10 protein-coding genes are annotated in these 20,996 nt (G+C 56.5%); 4 read left to right on the top strand and 6 right to left on the bottom strand.

What is annotated here, in order from left to right; all coding sequences use genetic code 11:
* Positions 1 to 30: 30 nt before the first annotated feature.
* On the bottom strand, positions 31 to 1,767 hold the full coding sequence (locus RKA07_RS02620; protein WP_310965548.1) for an ABC transporter transmembrane domain-containing protein: 1,737 nt from the start codon (positions 1,765 to 1,767) through the stop codon (positions 31 to 33).
* A 108-nt stretch (positions 1,768 to 1,875) separates the two neighbouring features.
* On the opposite strand from RKA07_RS02620, the gene RKA07_RS02615 reads away from it, so the two are divergent.
* Positions 1,876 to 3,678 (top strand): ABCB family ABC transporter ATP-binding protein/permease, encoded by a 1,803-nt coding sequence (locus RKA07_RS02615; RefSeq protein WP_310965477.1) that lies wholly within the window; start codon positions 1,876 to 1,878, stop codon positions 3,676 to 3,678.
* Between the two features lie 185 nt (positions 3,679 to 3,863).
* Here the strand turns inward: RKA07_RS02615 and recD are convergent, their stop codons facing one another.
* The 3 genes from recD to recC are packed head-to-tail and all read right to left on the bottom strand — an operon-like array spanning position 3,864 to position 13,383.
* Positions 3,864 to 6,110, bottom strand: coding sequence for an exodeoxyribonuclease V subunit alpha (gene recD, locus RKA07_RS02610; protein ID WP_200370818.1), 2,247 nt, complete (start codon positions 6,108 to 6,110; stop codon positions 3,864 to 3,866).
* Positions 6,107 to 9,838, bottom strand: coding sequence for an exodeoxyribonuclease V subunit beta (gene recB, locus RKA07_RS02605; protein ID WP_310965476.1), 3,732 nt, complete (start codon positions 9,836 to 9,838; stop codon positions 6,107 to 6,109). The genes recD and recB overlap by 4 nt, the downstream gene beginning before the upstream one ends.
* The gene (gene recC, locus RKA07_RS02600) at positions 9,835 to 13,383 is read right to left on the bottom strand and encodes an exodeoxyribonuclease V subunit gamma (RefSeq protein WP_310965475.1); all 3,549 of its coding nucleotides are present in this window, start codon (positions 13,381 to 13,383) and stop codon (positions 9,835 to 9,837) included. The genes recB and recC overlap by 4 nt, the downstream gene beginning before the upstream one ends.
* 160 nt (positions 13,384 to 13,543) lie before the next feature.
* Between recC and RKA07_RS02595 the strand changes: the two genes are divergently transcribed.
* Together RKA07_RS02595 and RKA07_RS02590 are read left to right on the top strand one after the other, a co-directional pair.
* Positions 13,544 to 15,238 (top strand): VRR-NUC domain-containing protein, encoded by a 1,695-nt coding sequence (locus tag RKA07_RS02595; RefSeq protein ID WP_310965474.1) that lies wholly within the window; start codon positions 13,544 to 13,546, stop codon positions 15,236 to 15,238.
* Entirely contained in the window at positions 15,235 to 17,499 is a 2,265-nt protein-coding gene (locus RKA07_RS02590) for a helicase C-terminal domain-containing protein (protein WP_310965473.1), read from the top strand. The genes RKA07_RS02595 and RKA07_RS02590 overlap by 4 nt, the downstream gene beginning before the upstream one ends.
* 28 nt (positions 17,500 to 17,527) lie before the next feature.
* Here the strand turns inward: RKA07_RS02590 and RKA07_RS02585 are convergent, their stop codons facing one another.
* Positions 17,528 to 17,899 carry a VOC family protein gene (locus RKA07_RS02585; RefSeq protein ID WP_310965472.1) on the bottom strand — a complete coding sequence of 124 codons (372 nt, stop codon included), beginning with the start codon at positions 17,897 to 17,899 and terminating at the stop codon, positions 17,528 to 17,530.
* Between the two features lie 45 nt (positions 17,900 to 17,944).
* Complete coding sequence (locus tag RKA07_RS02580; protein ID WP_310965471.1) at positions 17,945 to 20,305, bottom strand: sensor domain-containing phosphodiesterase; 2,361 nt, start codon at positions 20,303 to 20,305, stop codon at positions 17,945 to 17,947.
* Positions 20,306 to 20,523: 218 nt separating this feature from the next.
* Here RKA07_RS02580 and RKA07_RS02575 point away from each other — a divergent pair, with 218 nt between their 5' ends.
* Entirely contained in the window at positions 20,524 to 20,964 is a 441-nt protein-coding gene (locus tag RKA07_RS02575; protein ID WP_200201590.1) for a DsrE family protein, read from the top strand.
* Positions 20,965 to 20,996: the final 32 nt, after the last annotated feature.

Below are 20,996 nucleotides of genomic sequence, written 5' to 3'. Positions count from 1 at the left end.
GAATGACACAAACTGACAGCAAGGAATAAATTAATCCACCGGTTGCTCCCGGAACTGCAAATCGGCCAGACGCCGGTAAAGTTCATTCCCTTGCATCAACTCATCATGGGTGCCGACGGCTAGAAGGCGCCCCTGTTCCAGTACGGCAATACGGTCAGCATCACGCACGGTGGCAAGCCTGTGGGCAATCACCAGTGTAGTTCTTCCGGATGTCAGGGCCGGCATGGCTTGCTGAATCAGGCTCTCGCTCTCAGCATCAAGCGCGCTCGTCGCTTCATCAAGCAGCAGTATTGGGGCATCAGCAAGCAGCGCACGGGCAATAGCCAGCCGTTGCTTTTGGCCACCAGATAGCCCTAGCCCTGCATCGCCCAGTTGCGTGCTGTAGCCTTCAGGCAGCTTCTCGATGAATTCATGGGCGTGGGCAATGCGTGCAGCCTTTTCAACGTCCGCCTGGCTGGCATCCGGGCGTGCGTAGCGGATGTTGTCGGCCACGGTGCCATGGAACAGTGCGGGGTTCTGGGGTACCAGCGAAAAGCAGCTGCGTAGCGCTTCAAGGGAAACTGTGGCGCTGTCTGTTCCGTCAATGTGAATGGTACCGCTGTCGGGCTGATAGAAGTGCAACAGCAGATCAAACAAGGTGGACTTTCCTGCACCGGAAGGCCCAACCAGCGCCAGGGTTTCACCGGCACGAACGTGCAGACAGATATCGGTCAGTGCCGGGTGTTCGCTCCGGCCGGGGTAGCTGAAATTAAGGCCCTCGATGGAAATTTCGCCGGTAATGGCCCCGGGGAACTCGTTTGCTTGTTCTGCCGGCCGGATGAATGCCGGTTTTGTCTGGAGCAGTTCAAACAAACGTGCAGCGGAGCCTGCAGCCCGTTGCAGCTCACCAATGACTTCGCTGATTGCGCCTGCCGCTACGCCCACCAACAAACTGTAAAACAGAAATGCGGCCAACTCTCCCGGGGTAATGCGGCCGTGGATAACATCCAGACCGCCAATCCAGATGACAACACCGACAGCGCCCATCACCAGAGAAATGGCCAAGGTGGTTAACCAGGCACGCTGTTTTATGCGGGCGCGGGCGATGTCGAAAGCCCGTTCGGAAACCTCGGAAAAAAACTGTCGGTCATGGGGTTGGTGGTTGAAGGCCTGAACGGTTTTGATCTGCGTGAGGTTTTCACCCACGTAGCTGCCCACATCTGCAACTCTGTCCTGACTTAGCCGCGACAACTGCCGAACGCGTCGACCGAAAAACAGGATAGGCGCGATAATCAGAGGAAACCCCAGCAGGATAATCCCGGCCAGCTTGGCATTGGTGATGAACAGCAAAACCAGGCCGCCCACCAGCATGAGAGCATTGCGCAGGGCAATGGAGACGGTTGAGCCGATGACCGATTGCAGCACTGTGGTGTCGGCGGTAAATCGTGACTGTATTTCCAGAGCACGGTTCTGCTCAAAAAACCCGGGGTGCAGATCAATCAGATGATTGAATACCTGCTTGCGGATATCCGCCACCACCCTTTCGCCAATCCAGGAAACCAGATAAAAGCGCGCGAAAGAACCAAAGGCTAACCCCAACACCAGCATAAAAAACAGACCAACAGCCCGGGCCAGGTTAGCCGGGGATTCCGTAGCCAGGCCTTGATCCACCAGAATCTTGAGGCCCTGCCCCAAACCGAGCGTGATACCTGCAGTAATGACCAGTGCCACCAAAGCGCCGGCAACCGCTTTGCGATAGGGAAGAATAAAGCCGATTATCAGTTTCAGGGCCTGCCGATGACGTGTGTTAATGATGTGACTCCTGAAGTTGAGGTGCAGTAATATCCACAAGCCCTATCATACGCTTGTCCTCTCCGTAAAAATGAAGGAAGTCCCGTGCGCGCTTATGCTGACAGTGATTACCCCGCCAACCATAAACCGAACTGGAAAGTGATTGCCGGGCTTTGGCCCTATCTTGCCGAGTTCCGTGGGAGAGTAGCGCTGTCTGTCGCCTTCCTGATTTTGGCAAAACTGGCAACGGTGGCAACACCTGTGGCCTTGAAATACATTGTGGATTATCTGGATCAGGGCCGCGAGGCTGAGCTGTTGCTGTGGATTCCCATCGTGCTGGTGGTTGCCTACGGAACCTTGAGGTTTAGCAGCACGCTGTTCGGTGAGCTTCGGGATGCTGTGTTTGCGCGGGTTGCTGAGCGCGCCATGCGGCGGGTGTCGCTGCGGGTGTTCCGTCATCTGCACGACCGGGAATTGGCATTCCATCTCGATCGCAAAACCGGAGGGCTGGCCCGAGACATAGAGCGAGGCACTACGGGTATCAGCTTCCTGCTACGTTTTACCCTGTTCAATATAGTGCCTACCCTGCTGGAAATTCTGATGGTGGCAGGCATTTTGTTTGTGGCGTTCAACGCCAGCTATGTGTTTGCCATCCTCATCGCAGTAGTGGTGTATGTGGTTTTCTCTATCAGAGTCACCGAGTGGCGAACCAAGTTCGTTCGTGAGGCCAACGCCCGGGATAATCAGTCCAACTCCCGCGCCATCGACAGCCTGCTCAACTACGAAACCGTTAAATACTTTAATAACGAAAAATTCGAAGCCGAGCTTTACGACGAGAATCTGGAAGGCTGGGAGAAAGCACGCCTGAAAAACCGCCTGTCCCTGGCTGCACTCAATTCCGGCCAGGCGCTCATTATTGGTTTGGCCATGATAGCCATGATGGTGATGGCCGTAAGGGAAGTCGCCAGCGGTGTGATTACCCTTGGTGATTTCACCATGATCAACGCCTACCTGCTCCAACTGTTTATTCCGCTGAATGCCTTGGGTTTTGTCTATCGGGAAATTCGTCAGTCTTTGGTAAATGTGGAGCGGCTGTTTGGCTTGCTCGGCGAGGCACCGGCCATTGAAAATGCCCCAGGGGCTCCCGCGCTCACAGTTGATAAAGGCGAGGTAGGCTTTCATCACGTGCATTTTGCCTACCGTTCAGATCGACAGATTCTGCAGGATGTGAACTTCACTATACCAGCCGGACACACACTGGCAGTTGTGGGCGCCAGCGGAGCAGGTAAATCCACCCTCGCCCGCCTGCTGTTCCGATTCTTTGACGTGGATAAGGGCAGCATCACCATTGATGGCCAGGACATTCGCGAGGTTAGCCAGGACAGCCTGCGCTCAGCAATCGGAGTGGTTCCGCAAGACACCGTTCTGTTCAACGACACCCTGTACAGTAACCTCGCATACGGCAGGCCGGAGGCTACCGAAGCGGAGGTACACCATGCTGCAAAGCAGGCGCGCCTGGAAGACTTCATCCGCAGCCTGCCAGAAGGATACGACACCAAAGTGGGCGAGCGCGGCCTGAAACTCTCCGGCGGCGAAAAGCAGCGCGTTGCCATTGCCCGCGTGCTGTTGAAAAACCCGCCGTTGTTGATTCTCGACGAAGCCACCTCATCACTGGATTCCATCTCCGAACAGGCAATCCTGGATGCCCTCAACGAAGTCAGCCGTCAGCGCACTACGCTGGTCATCGCCCACCGCCTTTCCACAGTGCGTGATGCCGATACCATTCTCGTAATGGATCATGGCCAGATTGTGGAGAGCGGAGGGCACAGCGAGTTGCTGGCACAGAATGGCTACTACGCCAGATTGTGGCTGCAACAACAGCACAGTGAGGATGATAATCCCACGTGAGACTGATTTTCCCTGGGATCAGATTTGGTGCAAGCCAGCCTCTGGAAGCGACCTACGAAAAACGCCCGTAAATACGTCCCTGTAGGGCTCCGTCGCGCCATCCCTGGCGCTCCAGGTTTTCGTAGGTCGCTTCCGGAGGCTCGCCCGAACAAATGTGTTACATCATGATTTTTCGAAACAGGAAATCACCGAGACAAAACCGAAGCCAACCCCGAAGCCCGAACCACCCGCTGCTCCACACTTTCCGAGAACACGCTGGCATCACCGGTTATCAGGCTGAACCAATTTCTTGCACGGGTGATGCCGGTATACACCAACTCCCGCGTGAGCACGGGGCTTAGGCGGTCGGGAAGCACCAGGCAGGTGTGATTGAATTCTGAGCCCTGGGATTTGTGAACCGTCATGGCGTACACGGTTTCCAGTTGCTGCAGTCGGCTGGGTGATATCCAGCGGATATCGCCGCTGCCATCGCTGCTTGGAAAGGCCACGCGCAATACTGGCTGAGGTTGTGCGTCATTGTTCTGATCGTCGGTGCCCCAGGGCAGGCTGAAGGTAATGCCTACATCGCCGTTCATCAGGCCCAAGTTGTAATCGTTGCCGGTAATCAGCACCGGACGCCCGGCGTACCAACCTTCGGCGCGGGGAATGAGCCTTTGTTTGAGCAGGTGGTCGGCGATCAGCTCGTTGAGCCCTTCCACGCCCCAAGGGCCGCGGCGCAGGGCGCAGAGCACCTGGAAATCGCTGAAGGCCTGTAATACCGATCTTGCCAGTTCATCCCACTTCGCAGTTGTGCTGTTGCTGTCCAGGCAGTGATCCTGCATTAGCGACAAGTAGTGACGATAGCCTACTGGTGGTGGCAGGGGCTGGCTGTTGCCATCGATTCGCCCTTCCCCGTTATTGTGGAAAGCTTCTGGGCTACCACTGACCGCATGGCGGCAGATGAGCACCTGAGCGTCTTCCAGAGAGGGTTTGTTGGTACCGCCATTCAGCCACACCACATCCTCAAAACCGGCGCTGCGGGCCTGCTGAAGCATGCTGTCGTTCAAGGTGTTGGTGTTGACCGCTTCGGCCAGTTGGCGAATGCCACTGCCTTCGGCAAAGCGGTAACTCTTGCGCAACATGGCCACGGCCTGATCCAGCGGCTGGCCTTCAGAGTTTTGTAGGCTTGCCGGGATGTCGGTGCCGGTTATGGCTTTCAGCCACTGCACAGTTTCTGGCAGATAGTGTCCGTCTGGCGCGCGCTGGCACAATTCACCCAACACAGCGCCGGCGTCTACCGAGGCCAGTTGGTCTTTATCGCCCAGCAGAATGAGTTGGGCGTTAGCGGGCAGGGCGTCGAACACCGACGCCATCATGTCCAGATCCACCATGGAGGCTTCATCAATCACCAGAATGTCCACCAGCAGCGGGTTGTCGCGGTTGTGGCGGAATTTGCGGGTGTCCGGGCGACTACCTAACAGTCTATGGAGCGTGGTTACTTTGGTGGGAATGTCCGCCAGAGAGACCTGCCCCGGTAACTGCGCCAGGGGCAGACGGCTGACGGCACCGCCGATGGATTCGTTGAGCCGGGCCGCGGCTTTGCCTGTGGGTGCTGCCAGGCGAATACGGTATTTGCGCCCCTCGCGCTCGGCAGATTCACCTGCGACGGACTGCAGGGCGGCCAGTAAATTTACTACTGTGGTGGTTTTTCCGGTGCCGGGGCCACCAGTAATAACAGCAAACCGATTACGGGCCGCCAGGGCACAGGCGAGCTTTTGATAGTCAACCGAATAGCCCGCAGAACCCTGTGGTTTGAACAGAACGTTCAAGGCATTGCTAAGTGTTTTTGCAGCCAGTGAAGACGGGTCAGTCAGGGTAGATGGCTGCGCCAGACGCTGCAGAATACCGGCGGCAATTTTCTGTTCGTAACGCCAGAATCGGCGCAAGTAGAGGCGAGTACCACTCAATACAAGGGGTGTGGTGTGTGAGCCATCACTTACCGCCAGCGCCATACCCAGAGCGTCCAGGCATTGTTCCGTGGATACGCGAGCCAGTACTTCTTCGGGGCCATTGAGGTTGCTATCCGCGTTTTCTTGCTCCTCCGTTGGGAGGGAGAGAGTACTGTTCGCATCAGCTATCAGGTCGGCCAGATCCACACATACATGGCCCCGGCCAACCTGATGGGATGTCAGTGCGGCGAGTAGCAAAACCAGCGGTTGCGGTGCTTCACCCTGCTCTTCTGAAAGATCCTGAATCACTCGGGCAAAGCGCACGTCCAGCGGGCGAATCCAGCCAGCTTGCTGCCAGCTATCCAGAAGCTCCAGAACATTTTCGGTTTGGTCTAAAGCAAGGCGAGTGTCCTTGCTGGGAGATGTTGGCGGTGTCTTAACCGCATCAATGGCTCCATCCAGATCAAAGGCAAATTGATTATCGGTATTCCGAGTTTTGCTCATGCCGCCACCTCCCCGGGGACTGCCTTGCCGTCGAACATGGCATCCAGTTGTTCAATCAACTCTCTGGGTGGTTTGTCGGTAAACGCCCCAGCCCCGGGCGCGTTCACGCCGCGCAAAAACAGATACACCGCGCCACCTAAGTGCTGGTCGTAGTCGTAATCCGGCAGGCGGGCTTTCAGCAAACGGTGCAGGGCCAGCAGATAGAGGATGTATTGCAGGTCGTAGCGCTTCTCCAGAATCGCCTCGCCCATGGCCTGATCTGTGTAGGCGCTGTCGTTATCGCCAAGATAGTTGGATTTGTAGTCCAGCACGTAATATTGCCCGTTGTGTTCAAACACCAGATCAATAAAGCCTTTCAACATGCCGTTGAAGCGCCCGTCGTCCACTCGCGGTCGGTCCGCGCCGTTGAGGGTGTGTTGGGTCACCAGTTTGTCCATGGCCCGGGTGCTTACGTTACGGCTCTCAAACCAGAACTCCAGTTCCGGGCGCAGGGTGCCCAGGCTCGCCAGACTGACGCTTTCACCACCGCTGCGGTTCAACAGCAGTGGCTGGCGAATGAGCGCAAGTATCCAGTGTTCAAGCGTATCTACCCAATCAGTCCAGCCTCGCGTGCTGCAACGGCGGGTGAGCTGCTCACGCAAGTGTTCGGGGTTATCCACAATGTGTTGCAGGCCCTGTTGTACGCACCACTCCAGTAGATCGTGCAGAAAGGTTCCGGGGCCTGCGCCTTTCGGGAAGCTGTGCAGGCTGTGGCTGAGTGAAATGCTTGCGTCCTCATCCTCAGGGTTGTGGGCGCCCTCTTCCAGCAGGTTCTGGGTTTCGGCGTCTTCTACCTCACCGGCGAAGGCTATACCTGTGCCGGAAAGCCCGGTGTATTCCAGTGAGGAGTAGCTGGCAATCCACCAGTCTTCCCGGGCTTCGCGGGTTGAGATCAGCGCTGGCCCGAGTGCTGCGGGCGCTTCTTCTGCATAACGTAACCCGGTAGCTTCTGGCAGAGCCTCTGTACATAACTCTGTGTGGCCATCAACCAGATGCTTCAGCGCGTCACTCAGCGGGTGTTGCACAGCAGGCTCTCCACCCAGCAGATAACCCAGACCGCTGAGATGCCAGTTATCAATCTCGGCGACGCCGACCCAAGTAGCGAAACGGGCGCGAGTAAGGGCCACGTAGAGTTTGCGGATATCCTCGCCCAACCGCTCCTGATCTGCTCGGGCAACGTCTTCCGGTGTGGGGTCGAACACAGTGATCAGCTTTGCGTTGTCATCGTGATAACGAACAAAGGATTGTCTTTCACTTTGAGCGCGGAAGGCTGTGCCAAAGGGCAGGAACACCAGGGGGTATTCCAGACCTTTGGATTTGTGCACGGTAATCACCTTCACCAGGCCGGCATCGCTTTCGAGGCGCAGGGTGCGGTGTTCGTCTTCTTCGTCCGCCGCCCGCAGAATCTGGGTGTAGTGGTGTACCAGGGCGTGTTCGCCATCCAGTTGCAGGCTGTCTTGTTGCAAGAGTTCGGCAATGTGCAGAATGTCGGTGAGACGGCGTTCGCCTTCCGGGCGCTGTAGCAGACGGCCGGGTACATCAAAGTCCATCAGGAAGCTGCGCAGCATGGGCAGTACACCCTGGCTTTGCCATTGCCTCTGATAGCCCATAAAGCGATCAATCTCCCGCTCCAGCGCCATCTCGTCGGTCAACAGTTGGTCGAGATAGCGCCAGGGTAAGCCGAGCGTGGGCGTGGCCAGCGCCGCGCGGGCGTAGGCCAGTTGCCGCGGCTCGGCAAAAGCTTTGAGCCAGCACAGCACTTCTTTTGCCTCTTGCGAGGTAAGCACCGAATCCCGGTCAGACAGGTACACACTTTTAATGCGCCTTTGGCCCAGCGCATCTCGCACAGCAGCGGCTTCGTTGCGGTTATTCACCAGAATGGCTATGTCTTTGGGTTCAACCGGCTCCAGGTCGCCTTTGTTCTCTTCCAGAGCAAATCCTGCCAGCCCTTGTTGGCCAAGTGTCAGCAGTCGGGCGATTTCGCTGGCGCAGGTTTCGGCCATATCCGTTGTGGTGGCGCCTTTCGCGAGACCTTTACGATTGCCATTTTTGTCTACCTGATCGCTTTCCAGTGACCACAGGGTGAGGCTGGGCTGTACCTCGCCATTCACCGACCACAGGCGCTTGGTGCCGTTGGCGTCTACCCCCTGAAATGGCAGGGGTGAGGTATCGCCTTTGCCGAAGAGGAAGGCACCTTCCGGGCTGTTGAGGTCGCCATGTTCAAACACCCGGTTGACCGCTTTCACCATGGGTTTGGACGAACGGAAGTTGCGGCGCAGTGTCCAGGTGCGGTCGCGGGCGCCGGTGCGGGCGTCCAGATAGGTGTAGATGTCGGCGCCGCGGAAGCCGTAAATGGCCTGCTTCGGATCGCCAATCATCAGCAGGCAGGTATCCGGGTGATTCTCTGCAACCCGGTAAATGCGGTTGAAAATGCGGTATTGCCCCGGATCTGTGTCCTGAAATTCGTCGATCAGCGCCACCGGGAATTGGCGACGAATGGTGGCTGCCAGTTGATCGCCACGGGGGCCATGCAGGGCGTCGTCCAGCCGTGTGAGCAGGTCGTCAAAGCCCATTTCCGAGCGCTTTTGCTTTTCCGATTCCAGCCGCGCTGCAATCCAGCGGCTGGCATGCCGGAGAATGTCGGCCTCGGCGCTGGGCAGGTTCAGGCTGAATTCGATCAGCTCTTCAATGGCATCAAAGGCGGGGTGATGGGGTACATCGCCCTCACCTTTGAGTTTTGTCGGGAGTATGTCCGGTGTTTGGTTCTGGAAGCCGGCTTTGTCCAGACCCTCCGGGTAAAGCTCATCGGAAGCGACCCAATCCAGCAGTTTGTCCCAAGCGGCAATCATCGGCTTCATGCTGCCACCGTGTAGACGTTTGCTCTTGTTGAGGGCAATCAGCATGTCGGTGACTTCAGGCTTCCAGTCTGCCCAAGGGTATTCTTTCAAAGCCTGAGCCAGTTCCATGCGCTTTTGCACAGTGGCTTCGATGGCCTGCTTTACATCGTCGGTGGCAACTTCAAAGGAATCGGCATCGCCGAGCAGGTTATGCACAGAGGCGCGCAGGTTGTCCGGGGTTTTCCAGTGGCTCAGTACTTCGTCCATCAGTACCGGCGACAGCGGGTAGATAAAGGTACGCCAGTAGTCCCGTGCGACTTCATCGAGCAGTTCACTCTGATCGGTTTCCAGAGAAAGGCGGAACAGGCTGCCGCTGTCGAACGCATGCTCAGTGAGCATCCGGTTACACCAAGCGTGAATGGTGGACACCGCAGCTTCGTCCATCCACTCGGCGGCCAGCAGGAGTTTTTTGCGGCAGTCCGGCCAGGTTGCCGGGTCTGGGTAGCTGTCATCCCGGAGCTGATGGATCAGTGCGGTTTCCGGCGTGGACTGAATGCTCCCCCCGTTGCTGGAAAATACCTCGGCGGCCTGCGTAAGCCGGGTACGAATGCGATCACGCAGTTCCTTGGTGGCGGCGTCGGTGAAGGTGACCACCAGCAGGTTGGGCGGCAGCATGCCAGCAGCCAGAGGGCTGCTCTCGGGTTGTCCGTGGCCGAGCACAAAACGCACGTAAAGAATGGCGATGGTAAAGGTTTTTCCAGTGCCGGCACTAGCTTCGATCAGGCTGCTGCCGTTCAGGGACAGCGCCAGTGGATCGAGGTTCGGGTTTTTTGTCACGGTTGTAGCCGTCATAGCTTGCCCTCAATCTGACCAGCGGCGGATTTATCCTGTTCGGCCTCCCAAAGGGGCACATAAAGCGCGTGCAGCATGGCTTCAAATTCGCCGCTTTCCATCAGGGCTTCAGGATTTTCAAAGGCACCGCGCAGATAGCCTGTGTCGCGCTCCAGGGCTGTGGTGTAGGCCTGTTGGGCATCGCTGATGGCGCGTTCGTGATCACCGAGAAATTTCTTGCTCTGGTAGAAGCTGTAAATCCAGGCGAAACCGGCTTCACAGTGCAGCGGCAAGGCGCGGGTGCTGGCTTCTATCCAATGGGCCAGTATGGCGTCCAGATGATCGGCGGCGATTTCCTTGGGCAGGGGTGCAAAGCGGACTTTGCGGCCTTCTTCCTTGCCCAGAATCAGGGTTTCAAACGGTTGTGCGGTCAGTTGCCCTGCCAAGTGAATTACCCAGTCCCGCATCAGATTGGCGTAGCGGAGCTTCTTGCTGCTACCGCTGCCGGTGAGCAGGCTGGAACCGGCGATAACCAGGCGGCAGGTTTTGCCTTCGTGGTTGCGGCGCAGGTTGTTGATCAAATCCAGCACCTCTACGGAGCCGGTGCTGTTGGCCAGCCTGTGCTCAAACGGTAGTGGCTCGTTGATCGTCTCGGGCCACTCGGCCAGAGCGCTCTGATAGCGCTGGAACAGATCTGGCAAACGGCCGGAGAGGTCGCTACGCAATCTGTGTTCGGTGACGCCCATACCCAGGTCGCCACGTCGCGCCATGCGATCCAGTGTGCTTTCCAAGCGTTCGTGCAGGTCTTCTTCGTTACCGGCTTTCAGCAGGCCCTGCTCAATCAGCTCTGTATCCAGACGCCAGCGGTCGAGACCGTTCAGATCAAAGTTTTCGTTATCTGTGTCGTCGTCTTCCACATCCTCGAAGCGCACCTGCAAACGGCGCTGATAAAATGTATCCACAGGCTTTTTCAGGAAACCGGCCAAATCGTTGAGGGTGATGGGTTCCTCGGGCTGTTGATACGGCAGGGCGGTTTGCTGCTCACGATTTTCTTCCGCCTCGTTCCCATGGGCACCGCGCCATTCGTGTTCGTAGGTGAACAGGCTGCGGGCGTGTTGGGCCTCGGGAAAATAGTCGCGGCTGAACGGTTGCAGCGGGTGGCTGGTGGTCAGTGCGGCGGTTACGGTTATCTCCGGCTGACCTGGCACCTGCCACAGGCTATTCAGGTGATCCTGAAGCTGGCCCACAAGCACAGACGGTGGCCGTTCCGAATCGTCCTTGATGCTGCGCCCTACCCAACTGATATAAAGCTGTTCGCGAGCGGAGAGCATGGCTTCGAGAAACAGGTACCGGTCGTCTTCCCGGCGGGAGCGGTCGCCCGGGCGGTAATCCTGAGCCATCAGATCAAAATCCACCGGTGGCCGTGAGCGGGGGTAGTCGCCGTCGTTCATGCCCAGCAGGCACACCTTGCGAAAGGGAATCGCTCGCATGGGCATGAGTGTGGCGAAATTTACCTTGCCAGCCAGGAAACGCTGGTTCAGACCGCCTTCGTCCAGGCCTTCCAGCAATACGTCCTTCACTATATTCAGCGGTAACGATTGCTCGTCCAGCCCTGCGGCATGCGTGTCTTCCAGCCACTGTTCCAGTTGCCGACGAAAGCGGTTCAGCAGCAACAGGTCATGCCCTTCCACCTTGTGGAAAAACTGCTCCAGCATGGACGAGAAGAGTTCTTCCCATTGCTGAGGTGCACGGCTTGCCTGCAGTTCTTGCCACAGGGTTTCCAGACGATACACAAACTCGCCAAGACGCCCTGCCAGGCTGGCTTGCAGCCCGCCGATTTCCCCGTAGGGCTGAACTCCTGCCCAGGGTTCATCGTCACCCATGCCGTATCCCAGCAGCATGGAGCGCAGGCCAGCCTGCCAGGTGTTGCGATCCAGACCGGCTGGGAGCTCCAGACTTTCCCGGTGGGCACCGTGCAGACCCCAGCGAATGTTGGCGCCTTCAACCCAGCGCCGCGCCAACGGAATTTCCTCTTCTGCAATCTCAAAGCGATCGCGAATTCCCGGCACTTCCAGCAGGCTGATAATCCCACTCACCCCGAAACGGCTGCGGGGCAACGACATGAGCGTTTCCAGGGCAATCAGCACCGGCTCGTGGTGGCGTTGGCCCTGATCGGAAATGGTGAAGGGAATGTGGCGCTTGAGGCCTGATGTGTAGCGACCAAACACCGCTTGGATATGGGGCGCGTAGATGTTGATGTCCGGCACCATCACCATCACATCCCGGGGCCGCAGCGTGGCATCTGCATTGAAGGCAGCCAGCAGCTGATCGTGCAGAATCTCCACTTCCCTTTGCGGGCTATGGGCATCGTGGAAGGCGATGGAGTGGTCGTGGGCCAGATCGAGTTGGCGCTGTTCGTCCCGGATTTCCTGAAGCGGCGTCAGGTTGTAGATGTCGTTCTGGAGCTGATGCAGCAAACATGGCGCCTGCGCAGAGCCATGCTCGGAGAAGATATCGATCTTCTGATCCGGGGTCTGGAAACTGGCGCGGTACTCGTCGGGATTGTCGAATTCATCCAGCAAACGAATGTAATCCCGGCCCTGTTTACCCCAGGCGGCCAGCAGCGGATTGGCGTGCTGGTGCAGCTGGTCAGCATCTTCAATCTTCGACAGAGTTTGGTGAACCTTGCCCCGCTTGCGCTCCGCTTTCAGTAGCTCGCGGTCGCTGACAATATCCGCCCAGTAGAACTGCGACGGGTTGTGTACGCACAGCACCACCTGGCTGAAACGACTAAGCACGTAGAGAGCTTCCAGTGCCTGACGCGGCAGCGAGGATACCCCGAATACCACAATGCGTTTGGGCAAGCGGCTTGGGTGAGCGGGCGCAGTGATACGCTGGCCTTCGGTCATAAACCGCGTGTGAATCTGCGAACGGCTGGTGTGGGCTTCAGCGCCTGTATCCTCCACCAGCTTACGCCAGAGCATCGGCTGCCAAAGAGTGTCTTCCTCAACCGGCTTTTCTTCGCTGCGGGCAGTGATCACCACATTCCGACCCTGCTCCCAGGCGGCCAGCCAATCGGCACGGAACACCTGATACTGGTCGAACAAATCCGCTACCTTCTCGGCCAACTGGAATGCTCGTAAATCCGGATCACTGCCTTCCAGAAAGCGCGCCAGCGGATTAAACACTTCATCGGTATGAACCAGTTCAGGCAGTAGCCGGTACAGCCGCCACACCAATCGACGTTTATCAAAGGGAGATTGCTCCGGCACTTCGCCATCCGGCAGCACAGCTCGATAGGCCTGCCAGATAAATCGTGCCGGGAACAGAAAATCCATACCAGCAGCGATTCCGAGCCCACCTTCACTGCCATCTTCCGAACGCTTCTCCGCCAGTGCCAGCTTCAACCACTGGGCAATACCATTACTCTGCACCAGAAAGGTCTCGCTCTGTAGCGGCGGCAGCGGGTTCTGCTGGCAGATAAACACCACAGCCCGGCGCAGGTCTTCCAGATGGTTGGCGTGAACGGCGTGAAAGCCGGGGGTGATGGCAGAATGTTCGGGCATGCTTTTCCTTATCGGATTATCGTATCAACCGTGATCAGGGCATTGTGCTGGCGCTAACTAGTAAAGAGTACCGCAACTGGTATAAGAATCAGACCAGGTGCAGTGGACAATATAATAGAGGGTAGCGACAGGTTGTGTCGTTCTAATAGGCTTTGGTTTTATGAGTAAGCATCTTCGGCCTGCCGCCGCCGATCTGGAAAACCCCCTGTACTACCTGCAAAACATGGAAACGGTAGTCGCCTGGGTGGCAAACCATCACTCGGATCTGCTGCTGGAGCCGGAGCGAGGCTGTTTGCGCGATTTTTTTGAGTTGTCTCGCGCTGCCCGTGCCTTGCTGACTCGCATGGTGATGCGCACAGGGGATTTGTTTCGCGCTGATAAGCTGAATTATTCGGAGTTGGGGTGCCCGGAAGCGGAGGCGCTTGATGAGTTGATTGCTGGTGGTTGGCTGGATGCCGATCCCCTGCTGGCTCTGGATGACATTTTCCGTCTGTTCACTCTGGCTGAATTGCGCACGGCTTTTGCACCAATACTGGAGCAAGCCGGATTTGCCAAAAATCTTTCCAAAGCCCGAATGAAGGAAGTCCTGCAGGAAACCTATAGTGATGCTCGCAGGCTGGAGGAGTGGTTTGATGACGCGGTTTCCCCTGTGGTGCAGGTCAGTTACATGGCTTTGTTTGATCGCATTCGCCTGATGTTCTTCGGCAACCTACGCCAGAGCTGGTCCGATTTTGTGTTGGTTGAGCTAGGCCATCACCGCTATGAGCAGGTGGAGTTTACCCCCGAAGCACGGGCGTTCTCTCAGCGCAGCGAAGTGGATACTTACCTGGCTATGCATCATTGCCGGGAGAGCCTTGATGCTGGCGTACCCGCTGTTGAGGTTTGGGCTAATATTCCGGCAGCCACAGACAACTCCTGGCTGACCAGCCGTCGTGATCGTTTATTGCTTGAGTTGGGGGGGCACGCGGAGCGCCAGAATGATCGGGAGCTGGCTCTGCAGGCATTGGCCTGCAGTGGTCACCGGGAAGCAGGATTAAAGCGGTTGCGCCTTTTGGAGCGAATGAAACGCTTTGAGGAAGCCTGGGCTATCGCCGCTCAGTGGGGAAATGGAGAGTTAAGCGATGCCGAAGCTCAGGGTTTGGCTCGTATTATTAAGCGGCTGGCGAAAAAGGTAGGCGAGCCGGTTCCGTCCGCGCCGGCAAATCCTGAAATCCGGGAGTTCACGCTGACCCTGCCACAAACCGGTGGCTCGGTTGAAATAGTGGTTCGGGATCGTCTTTCCACGCCGGAAGCGCCTGTATTCTATGTGGAAAATACCCTGATCAACGGCCTGTTCGGCTTGCTGTGCTGGCACACCATATTCAAAGCCATTCCCGGTGCTTTCTTTCACCCCTTTCATACCGGGCCTGCGGATCTGGTGCGGGAGGATTTTGTGAGTCGCCGGCAAGCAGCGTTTGATGAGTGTTTTGCGGCGCTGAAGAATGGCAGCTATCGCCAGAAAATTCTGGATACCTACGCCGCCAAACAGGGCATCAATAATCCTTTTGTTGCCTGGCCAGCGCTGGATGAAGAATTGCTGAACCTGGCACTGGATAGAATTCCCGCCGCAGACTTGCAGATTATGTTTGAACGGATCTTATTTAATATTCGCGAACATCGTAGCGGGTTCCCAGATCTTATTAAGTTTTCCATGGAGATCGACGAAAATAAGCCCCGTTATGAAATGATCGAAGTAAAAGGCCCGGGCGACCGACTACAGGATCACCAGGTCCGCTGGCTGCACTTCTTTGCCCGCAAGGGCATTGCCGCCAGCGTGTGTTACCTGCGCTGGCAAGACTCCGAGGCAACGCCGTGAAGGTTGCAGTCAGAACCCTCTGCGAATTTGCCGCTCGTGAGGGCGATCTGGATTTTCGCTATACCCCGGCACCCAGTGCTGAAGAGGGCATTCTTGGCCACCAAGCCATTCAGGGAAAACGTGGGTATGGCTACAAAAGCGAGTATTCACTTACGGGTGAATGCATGGGGCTGGAGCTTTATGGCCGGGCGGATGTGTATAATCCACACTCTGGCCTGCTGGAAGAAATCAAAACCCACCGTGGCGACTTATCCAGAATCCGGCCCCACCAAAGGGCTTTGCATCGGGCCCAACTAAGAGCCTACGGTGCCCTGCTCTGCAAGCAGGAAAGCCGTAAAAGCCTGAAGCTGTCGCTGGTGTATTTCAATATCGGCAACAACCGGGAAACATCGGTGGCTGAAACTGCCACTGCCAAGGAGCTATGGCAAGAACTGGAAATCCTGTGCGGACGTTATCGGTTATGGGCAGAGCAGGAAGCCCACCATCGGGAGCAGCGGGACATTCGCCTTGGTGCTCTGCGTTTCCCGTTCAAACAGTTTCGCCCTCGCCAGCGACAGCTTGCTGAAACCGTCTACAAAAACACCGTAAAAGGTGAAACCCTGCTGCTGGAAGCACCCACAGGCTTGGGTAAAACTCTGGGCACCCTGTTCCCCGCGCTGATGGCCATGCCCACAGCCAAACACGACCGGCTGGCTTACCTCACCTGCCGAAACACCGCCAGGCAGTTGGCGGTGGATGCGGTAGAGCGCTTGCGGGCGGCACAGGATGACCCACATATCTGGCCCCTCCGCACTCTGGAACTGGTGGCCAAGACCGATGCCTGTGAACACCCGGATAAAGCCTGCCATGGGGATTCCTGCCCACTGGCCAAGGGTTTCTTTGATCGCTTGCCGGATGCCCGCGCCGAAGCCGCTCAGGTGGGCACAACGTTAACGCAGAAGGCGCTGGCCAGGATCGCCGTCGGTCACAATATCTGTCCTTACTTTTTGGCGCAGGAAATGGCGCGCTGGTGTGATGTCATCATTGGCGATGTGAACCGGATGTTTGATCAGTCTGCCCTGCTTCATGGACTCACCCGGCAGAACAATTGGAAAACCTCCGTTCTCGTGGATGAAGCCCATAACCTGGTGGATCGGGGCCGTGGCATGTATTCGGTACAGCTGGATCAACAACGGCTGCTGAAGGTGAGAAAAACCGCACCCAAGGCTCTGAAGCCTCATCTGGATCGCACCGCCCGGGCTTGGCAGGGGGTTATTCGTGATCATTCAGAAAATGGCGATACGCCAGTGTTTCTCGACAGCCTGCCTTCAGCATTGACCGGCAGCCTGCAGGGGTTGGTATCCGGGCTGTCAGATTACCTGGCCGACAACCCGCCGGATCTGGCCCTGCAGGAAGTCTTGTTTGAATCCGTTGCCTTTATGAAGCTGGCGGACACCTTTGGTGATCATTCCCTGTGCGAATTTCGCCGCGAAGGCCGGGGCCGGGCAAGCGTTACCATTCAGAATCTGGTGCCGGCGGATTTTCTGCGGGACCGATTTCAGGCCGCCGCCTCAGTATTGCTGTTCTCTGCCACCCTCAGCCCCGGCGTGTATTACAGGGACTTGCTGGGTTTGCCCGAGGACAGCCGTTTCATCTCTCTGCCCAGCCCCTTCAGTGCAGATCAGCTACGGGTTCAATTCACGCCAAATATCAGCACTCGACAGGCTCACCGCGAGGCATCGGTGGAGCCCATTTCAGAACTGATCGCGAAGCAATTTCGGGATCGCCCGGGGCACTACTTGGCGTTTTTCAGCAGCTTTAAATATCTGAATGAAGTGAGCAACGCACTGAGTTACTTCGCGCCGGATGTGCCCCAGCGTTCGCAGCATTCGGGAATGAGCCCGCAGCAGCGACAAGAGTTTCTGGCAGGGTTCCGGGAAGAATCCGGTAGCGTGGCGTTTGCCGTTCTCGGAGGCGTGTTCAGCGAAGGTATCGATTTGCCGGGCGAGCAGTTGATTGGCGCGTTTGTGGCTACCCTGGGCCTGCCGCCGTTTGATGCCTGGCATGAGATTCTCAAACACCGCCTGCACAAGCGCTTTGGTGCCGGCTATGACTATACCTACATGATTCCGGGTTTACAGAAAGTGGCTCAGGCCGCTGGCCGGGTGATTCGCACGCCGGACGATCGTGGGGTGATCTGGCTGATTGACGACCGCTTTATGCAGTCGCAGATTCGAGGGTTGTTACCGGAGTGGTGGTTCAAGACTGAGACAACTGAATAACGCTATCCCAGTCTTGAGGCTGAGCAGATTAGCCGAACTGGAAAAACGCCAGCTTGTTGCCGTCAGGATCTTTCACATAGGCACCATAAAACTGGTTTGGAATACGCTGTCCGGGCTCGCCGTCACAGGTTGCACCCAGTTCAATGGCCTTCTTGTAGTAGGTATCAACCGCTTCTTTCGAGCCTGGCTGCAAGGCCAGCATATTGCCGTTGCCCGGGTGGTTCGGGGAGCCGTCGAAGGGCGTGCAAACCGCCAGCATCGGGGAATTCATGCTTTCACCAATAAATGCGATGCGGCCCATATCCAGCAGGAGCTTCGCGCCCATATCTCCCAGAAGTTCGGTGTAGAACTTCTTGGCCTTTTCCATATCACTGACACCAATGGTGACGTATCCAATCATGTTCTAATCTCCTGTATCGCGCCTTTTGTACCTGCGCGGTTGGCGTTAAGCGGTTAGCCTGTCTTCCCACCGGAAATGTTTTGCCCAATGCAGGGCTTCCGGAAGTGGTAGAGGCTTGCTGTAGAAAAAGCCTTGGCCAAGATCGCAGCCAAGGTCAATCAGTTTGCGTTCAACGTCGGCATTTTCAATGCCTTCGGCAACCAGCCTTCTCTTGAAGCTTTTCGAGAGGCTTACGATAGCACTTACAATCATACTGTCGTCTGGGTCGCTCAACATGTCCATTACGAACGAACGGTCAATTTTGATCTCTTGCGCAGGCAGTCGCCGGAAATAGTCCAGAGATGAATACCCGGTTCCGAAGTCATCCAGAGAAATATCCACACCCAGTTCACGGCTGGCTTTCAGGTTTCTGAGGGCGGTTTCGGTGTCGTCCATTGCGGTGGTTTCAAGAATTTCCAGAATGAGACGGCTGCGTAACTCTATTGGGCAGTCTTCCAGCGCACTCGACAAATCGTCTTTGAACTCTTCGCTCAGGAAGTGGCAGGGGCTCAGGTTCACGCTCAGCGTGTATGGAAGATCTTGCCGGGCAAAGGCCATAAGCTGCTTTACCGCCTCGCGGATGACGAAATTCCCCAGGGTGCGTGCGTGCTCCGTGTATTCAATATGCTCAAGGAAATGCGCAGGGCTAAGAACACCCTCTTTCGGGTGGTTCCAACGAATGAGCGCTTCAAACCCGTTTACACAGTGGTGGTGGAAACAGATCTTGGGCTGGTAGTACAGCTCCATCTGCTGTTCGCGCAGGGCCGTGTCGATCTGTTCCAGCACCCGAACCCGCTCTTTTCGGGAAGAGTGCGACTGAAGGTCGAATATCTTGTAGCAGTTTTTGCCGGTTTCCTTGGCCGCATACATGGCCTGATCCGCATGACGGAGGAGCAGATCAGAATCCACGTTATCTTCCGGGTATACCGTAACGCCCATACTGCCGGAAACCTGCAGTACATGGTGCCGAAAGTTGATGGGCTGCCGGATAGCATCCAGAAGGCGTGCGTAAACCCGTTCATCGCCTACATCCCGCAGGATAGCCACAAACTCATCACCGCCCAGGCGAGCCACAATGTCGTGGCTGCGTACCGTTGCCTTGAGCTTTTCGGCAACGGATTTTAGAACCGCATCCCCTACAGCGTGGCCATGTTCGTCGTTGATGCTCTTGAATCCGTCCAGATCAATAAAGCATACAGACACCTGGCCATTTCTTTGGCCAGCTTCATAGAGTTCCTGCTCAAATAATTCGGTGAGCCGGTGGCGATTGGGCAGACCGGTTAGCGCATCGTAATTCGCGGCCAGTTCAAGATCTCTTTTATGGCTGCCCTTCTCCTCGTACAGACGTTTACGCTCGATCAGATTCCCGAGGGTTTGTGACAGAGGTGCCAGCTCGTCTGCAAGCTTCTGGGAGTATCCTTCGGCTCGGTTAGCCAGGCCAATCATGCCAAGATGAGTATCGCCGGAAAATACCGGGATACCTATGTATGTATTGATAGTCGGGTGCCCGGCAGGAAGGCCACCGCGCCGGGAGTCCTGGGACAGATCGTTGGAGATAATGGTCTCGCCGGACACCATGGGTAGCCCGAGAATATTGTCCAGGCGATCAAAAACCATGCCCCGGCGTTCCACGTCCTGGTACAGGGCCTGGGTTTCCGGGCTCCATGCGATGTTGGTAATAGCGCCTACCTTGAGAAACGGTGCGCCGTTGCTCTTATGCAGTACTTCGCCGATAAGCCCGAATTGGCTACCCGTGAGGGCGAGCAGGTCATTGAGCATCTGGCTGAATGCCGAGCGTTCATTGTCGCTTGTGAGGAATACACTCTGGGCCTGATGAATGGCCCGGTTGAGTTGGGAGACAGGTACATACTCGCTCTTATCCGACTCAATGTATGAGCGCTCCAGCTCCTCCTCCACCATGGTCGCCAGGGTGCGGAGAACATCCAGGTCTTTCTCGCTGAACTGCCGGGGCCTGTCGTCGATGATGCACAAGGTGCCGACTTTGAAGCCGCCAGGCTCGCGCACTGGCACGCCTGCATAGAAGCGGATATGCGGGCTACCCACCACAAAAGGATTGTTTCGGAACCGTGGGTCCAGGGAGGCATTTTCCACAACAAAAATATGATCCTGCCGTATGGCGTGATCGCAAAATGCTACCGAGCGAGGCGTTTCGGTAACTTCCAGCCCCTGATGTGATTTGAACCACTGACGGTCGTGATCCAGTATCGTGAACAGCGCTGTTCTGACCCTGTAGTGCTGGCGGGCGATTCGGGTAAGGCGTTCAAACCGTTCTTCCGGCGGAGTGTCGAGGATCCCCAGCCGTATAACCGCTGCGAGTCGTCTTTTTTCATTTTCCGTCACGTTCATTCAGGATCCTTGGAGAAGCCGGCGAATGAAATGTTAACAGATCGAGATTTGATACTTTGTGACATTTAGTGAACCGGGTGAGCGTGAAACCTTGATATAAGATAATAGCAGTAGGGGGTAATAGTGCGAGTGAAGGTGACTTTGTCACTGAACAAAATGCAGGGTGGGTCTAGTCTGGGTGAATACCGATGATAAAACCCATAAAGGAGCACTCCATCATGATCAAATCACTCAAAGTATTAGTTGCAGCGGCCGTTTTTGCGGTGGCACCCATCAGCACTCAGGCAGGAGATGAGAAAATGGTTGATGAAGTACTGGTGATTCTTTCAAGCGAATCCCTGCAAACCCAGGGTATGGCGATGGTGCTTTCCAACACCATGGCGCAGCAGGGTGCCAAGGTGAACGTGCTGCTGTGTGACAAGGCGGGCGATCTGGCACTGAAAAGCTACGAAGCACCGGCATTAAAGCCGAAAGATCTCACCCCCGGCCAGATGCTGCGTGGCCTGCTGAAGCAAGGCGGTGTTGCCAACGTTTGCGCGCTGTACCTGCCTAACAGTGACTATACCAAGAACGACCTGATTGACGGAGTGGGTGTGGCTATGCCACCGGAAATGGCAGGCCAGATGCTGAACCCGGCGATGCGTACCTTTACTTTCTAAGACCTTTCCACAGTTTGGTAAGGCATAAAAAA

It is taken from the genome of Marinobacter xiaoshiensis (assembly GCF_031631795.1).
Lineage (GTDB): Bacteria > Pseudomonadota > Gammaproteobacteria > Pseudomonadales > Oleiphilaceae > Marinobacter > Marinobacter xiaoshiensis.
This window is presented reverse-complemented; position numbering and strand designations above follow the sequence as displayed.

What these genes read in the sequence shown, in the direction of transcription:
- recD (WP_200370818.1), bottom strand. Translation starts at nt 6,110, where the DNA reads ATGAGCAAAACTCGGAATACCGATAATCAATTTGCCTTTGATCTGGAT.
- recB (WP_310965476.1), bottom strand. Translation starts at nt 9,838, where the DNA reads ATGACGGCTACAACCGTGACAAAAAACCCGAACCTCGATCCACTGGCG.
- recC (WP_310965475.1), bottom strand. Translation starts at nt 13,383, where the DNA reads ATGCCCGAACATTCTGCCATCACCCCCGGCTTTCACGCCGTTCACGCC.
- RKA07_RS02595 (WP_310965474.1), top strand. Translation starts at nt 13,544, where the DNA reads ATGAGTAAGCATCTTCGGCCTGCCGCCGCCGATCTGGAAAACCCCCTG.
- RKA07_RS02585 (WP_310965472.1), bottom strand. Translation starts at nt 17,899, where the DNA reads ATGATTGGATACGTCACCATTGGTGTCAGTGATATGGAAAAGGCCAAG.
- RKA07_RS02580 (WP_310965471.1), bottom strand. Translation starts at nt 20,305, where the DNA reads ATGAACGTGACGGAAAATGAAAAAAGACGACTCGCAGCGGTTATACGG.
- RKA07_RS02575 (WP_200201590.1), top strand. Translation starts at nt 20,524, where the DNA reads ATGATCAAATCACTCAAAGTATTAGTTGCAGCGGCCGTTTTTGCGGTG.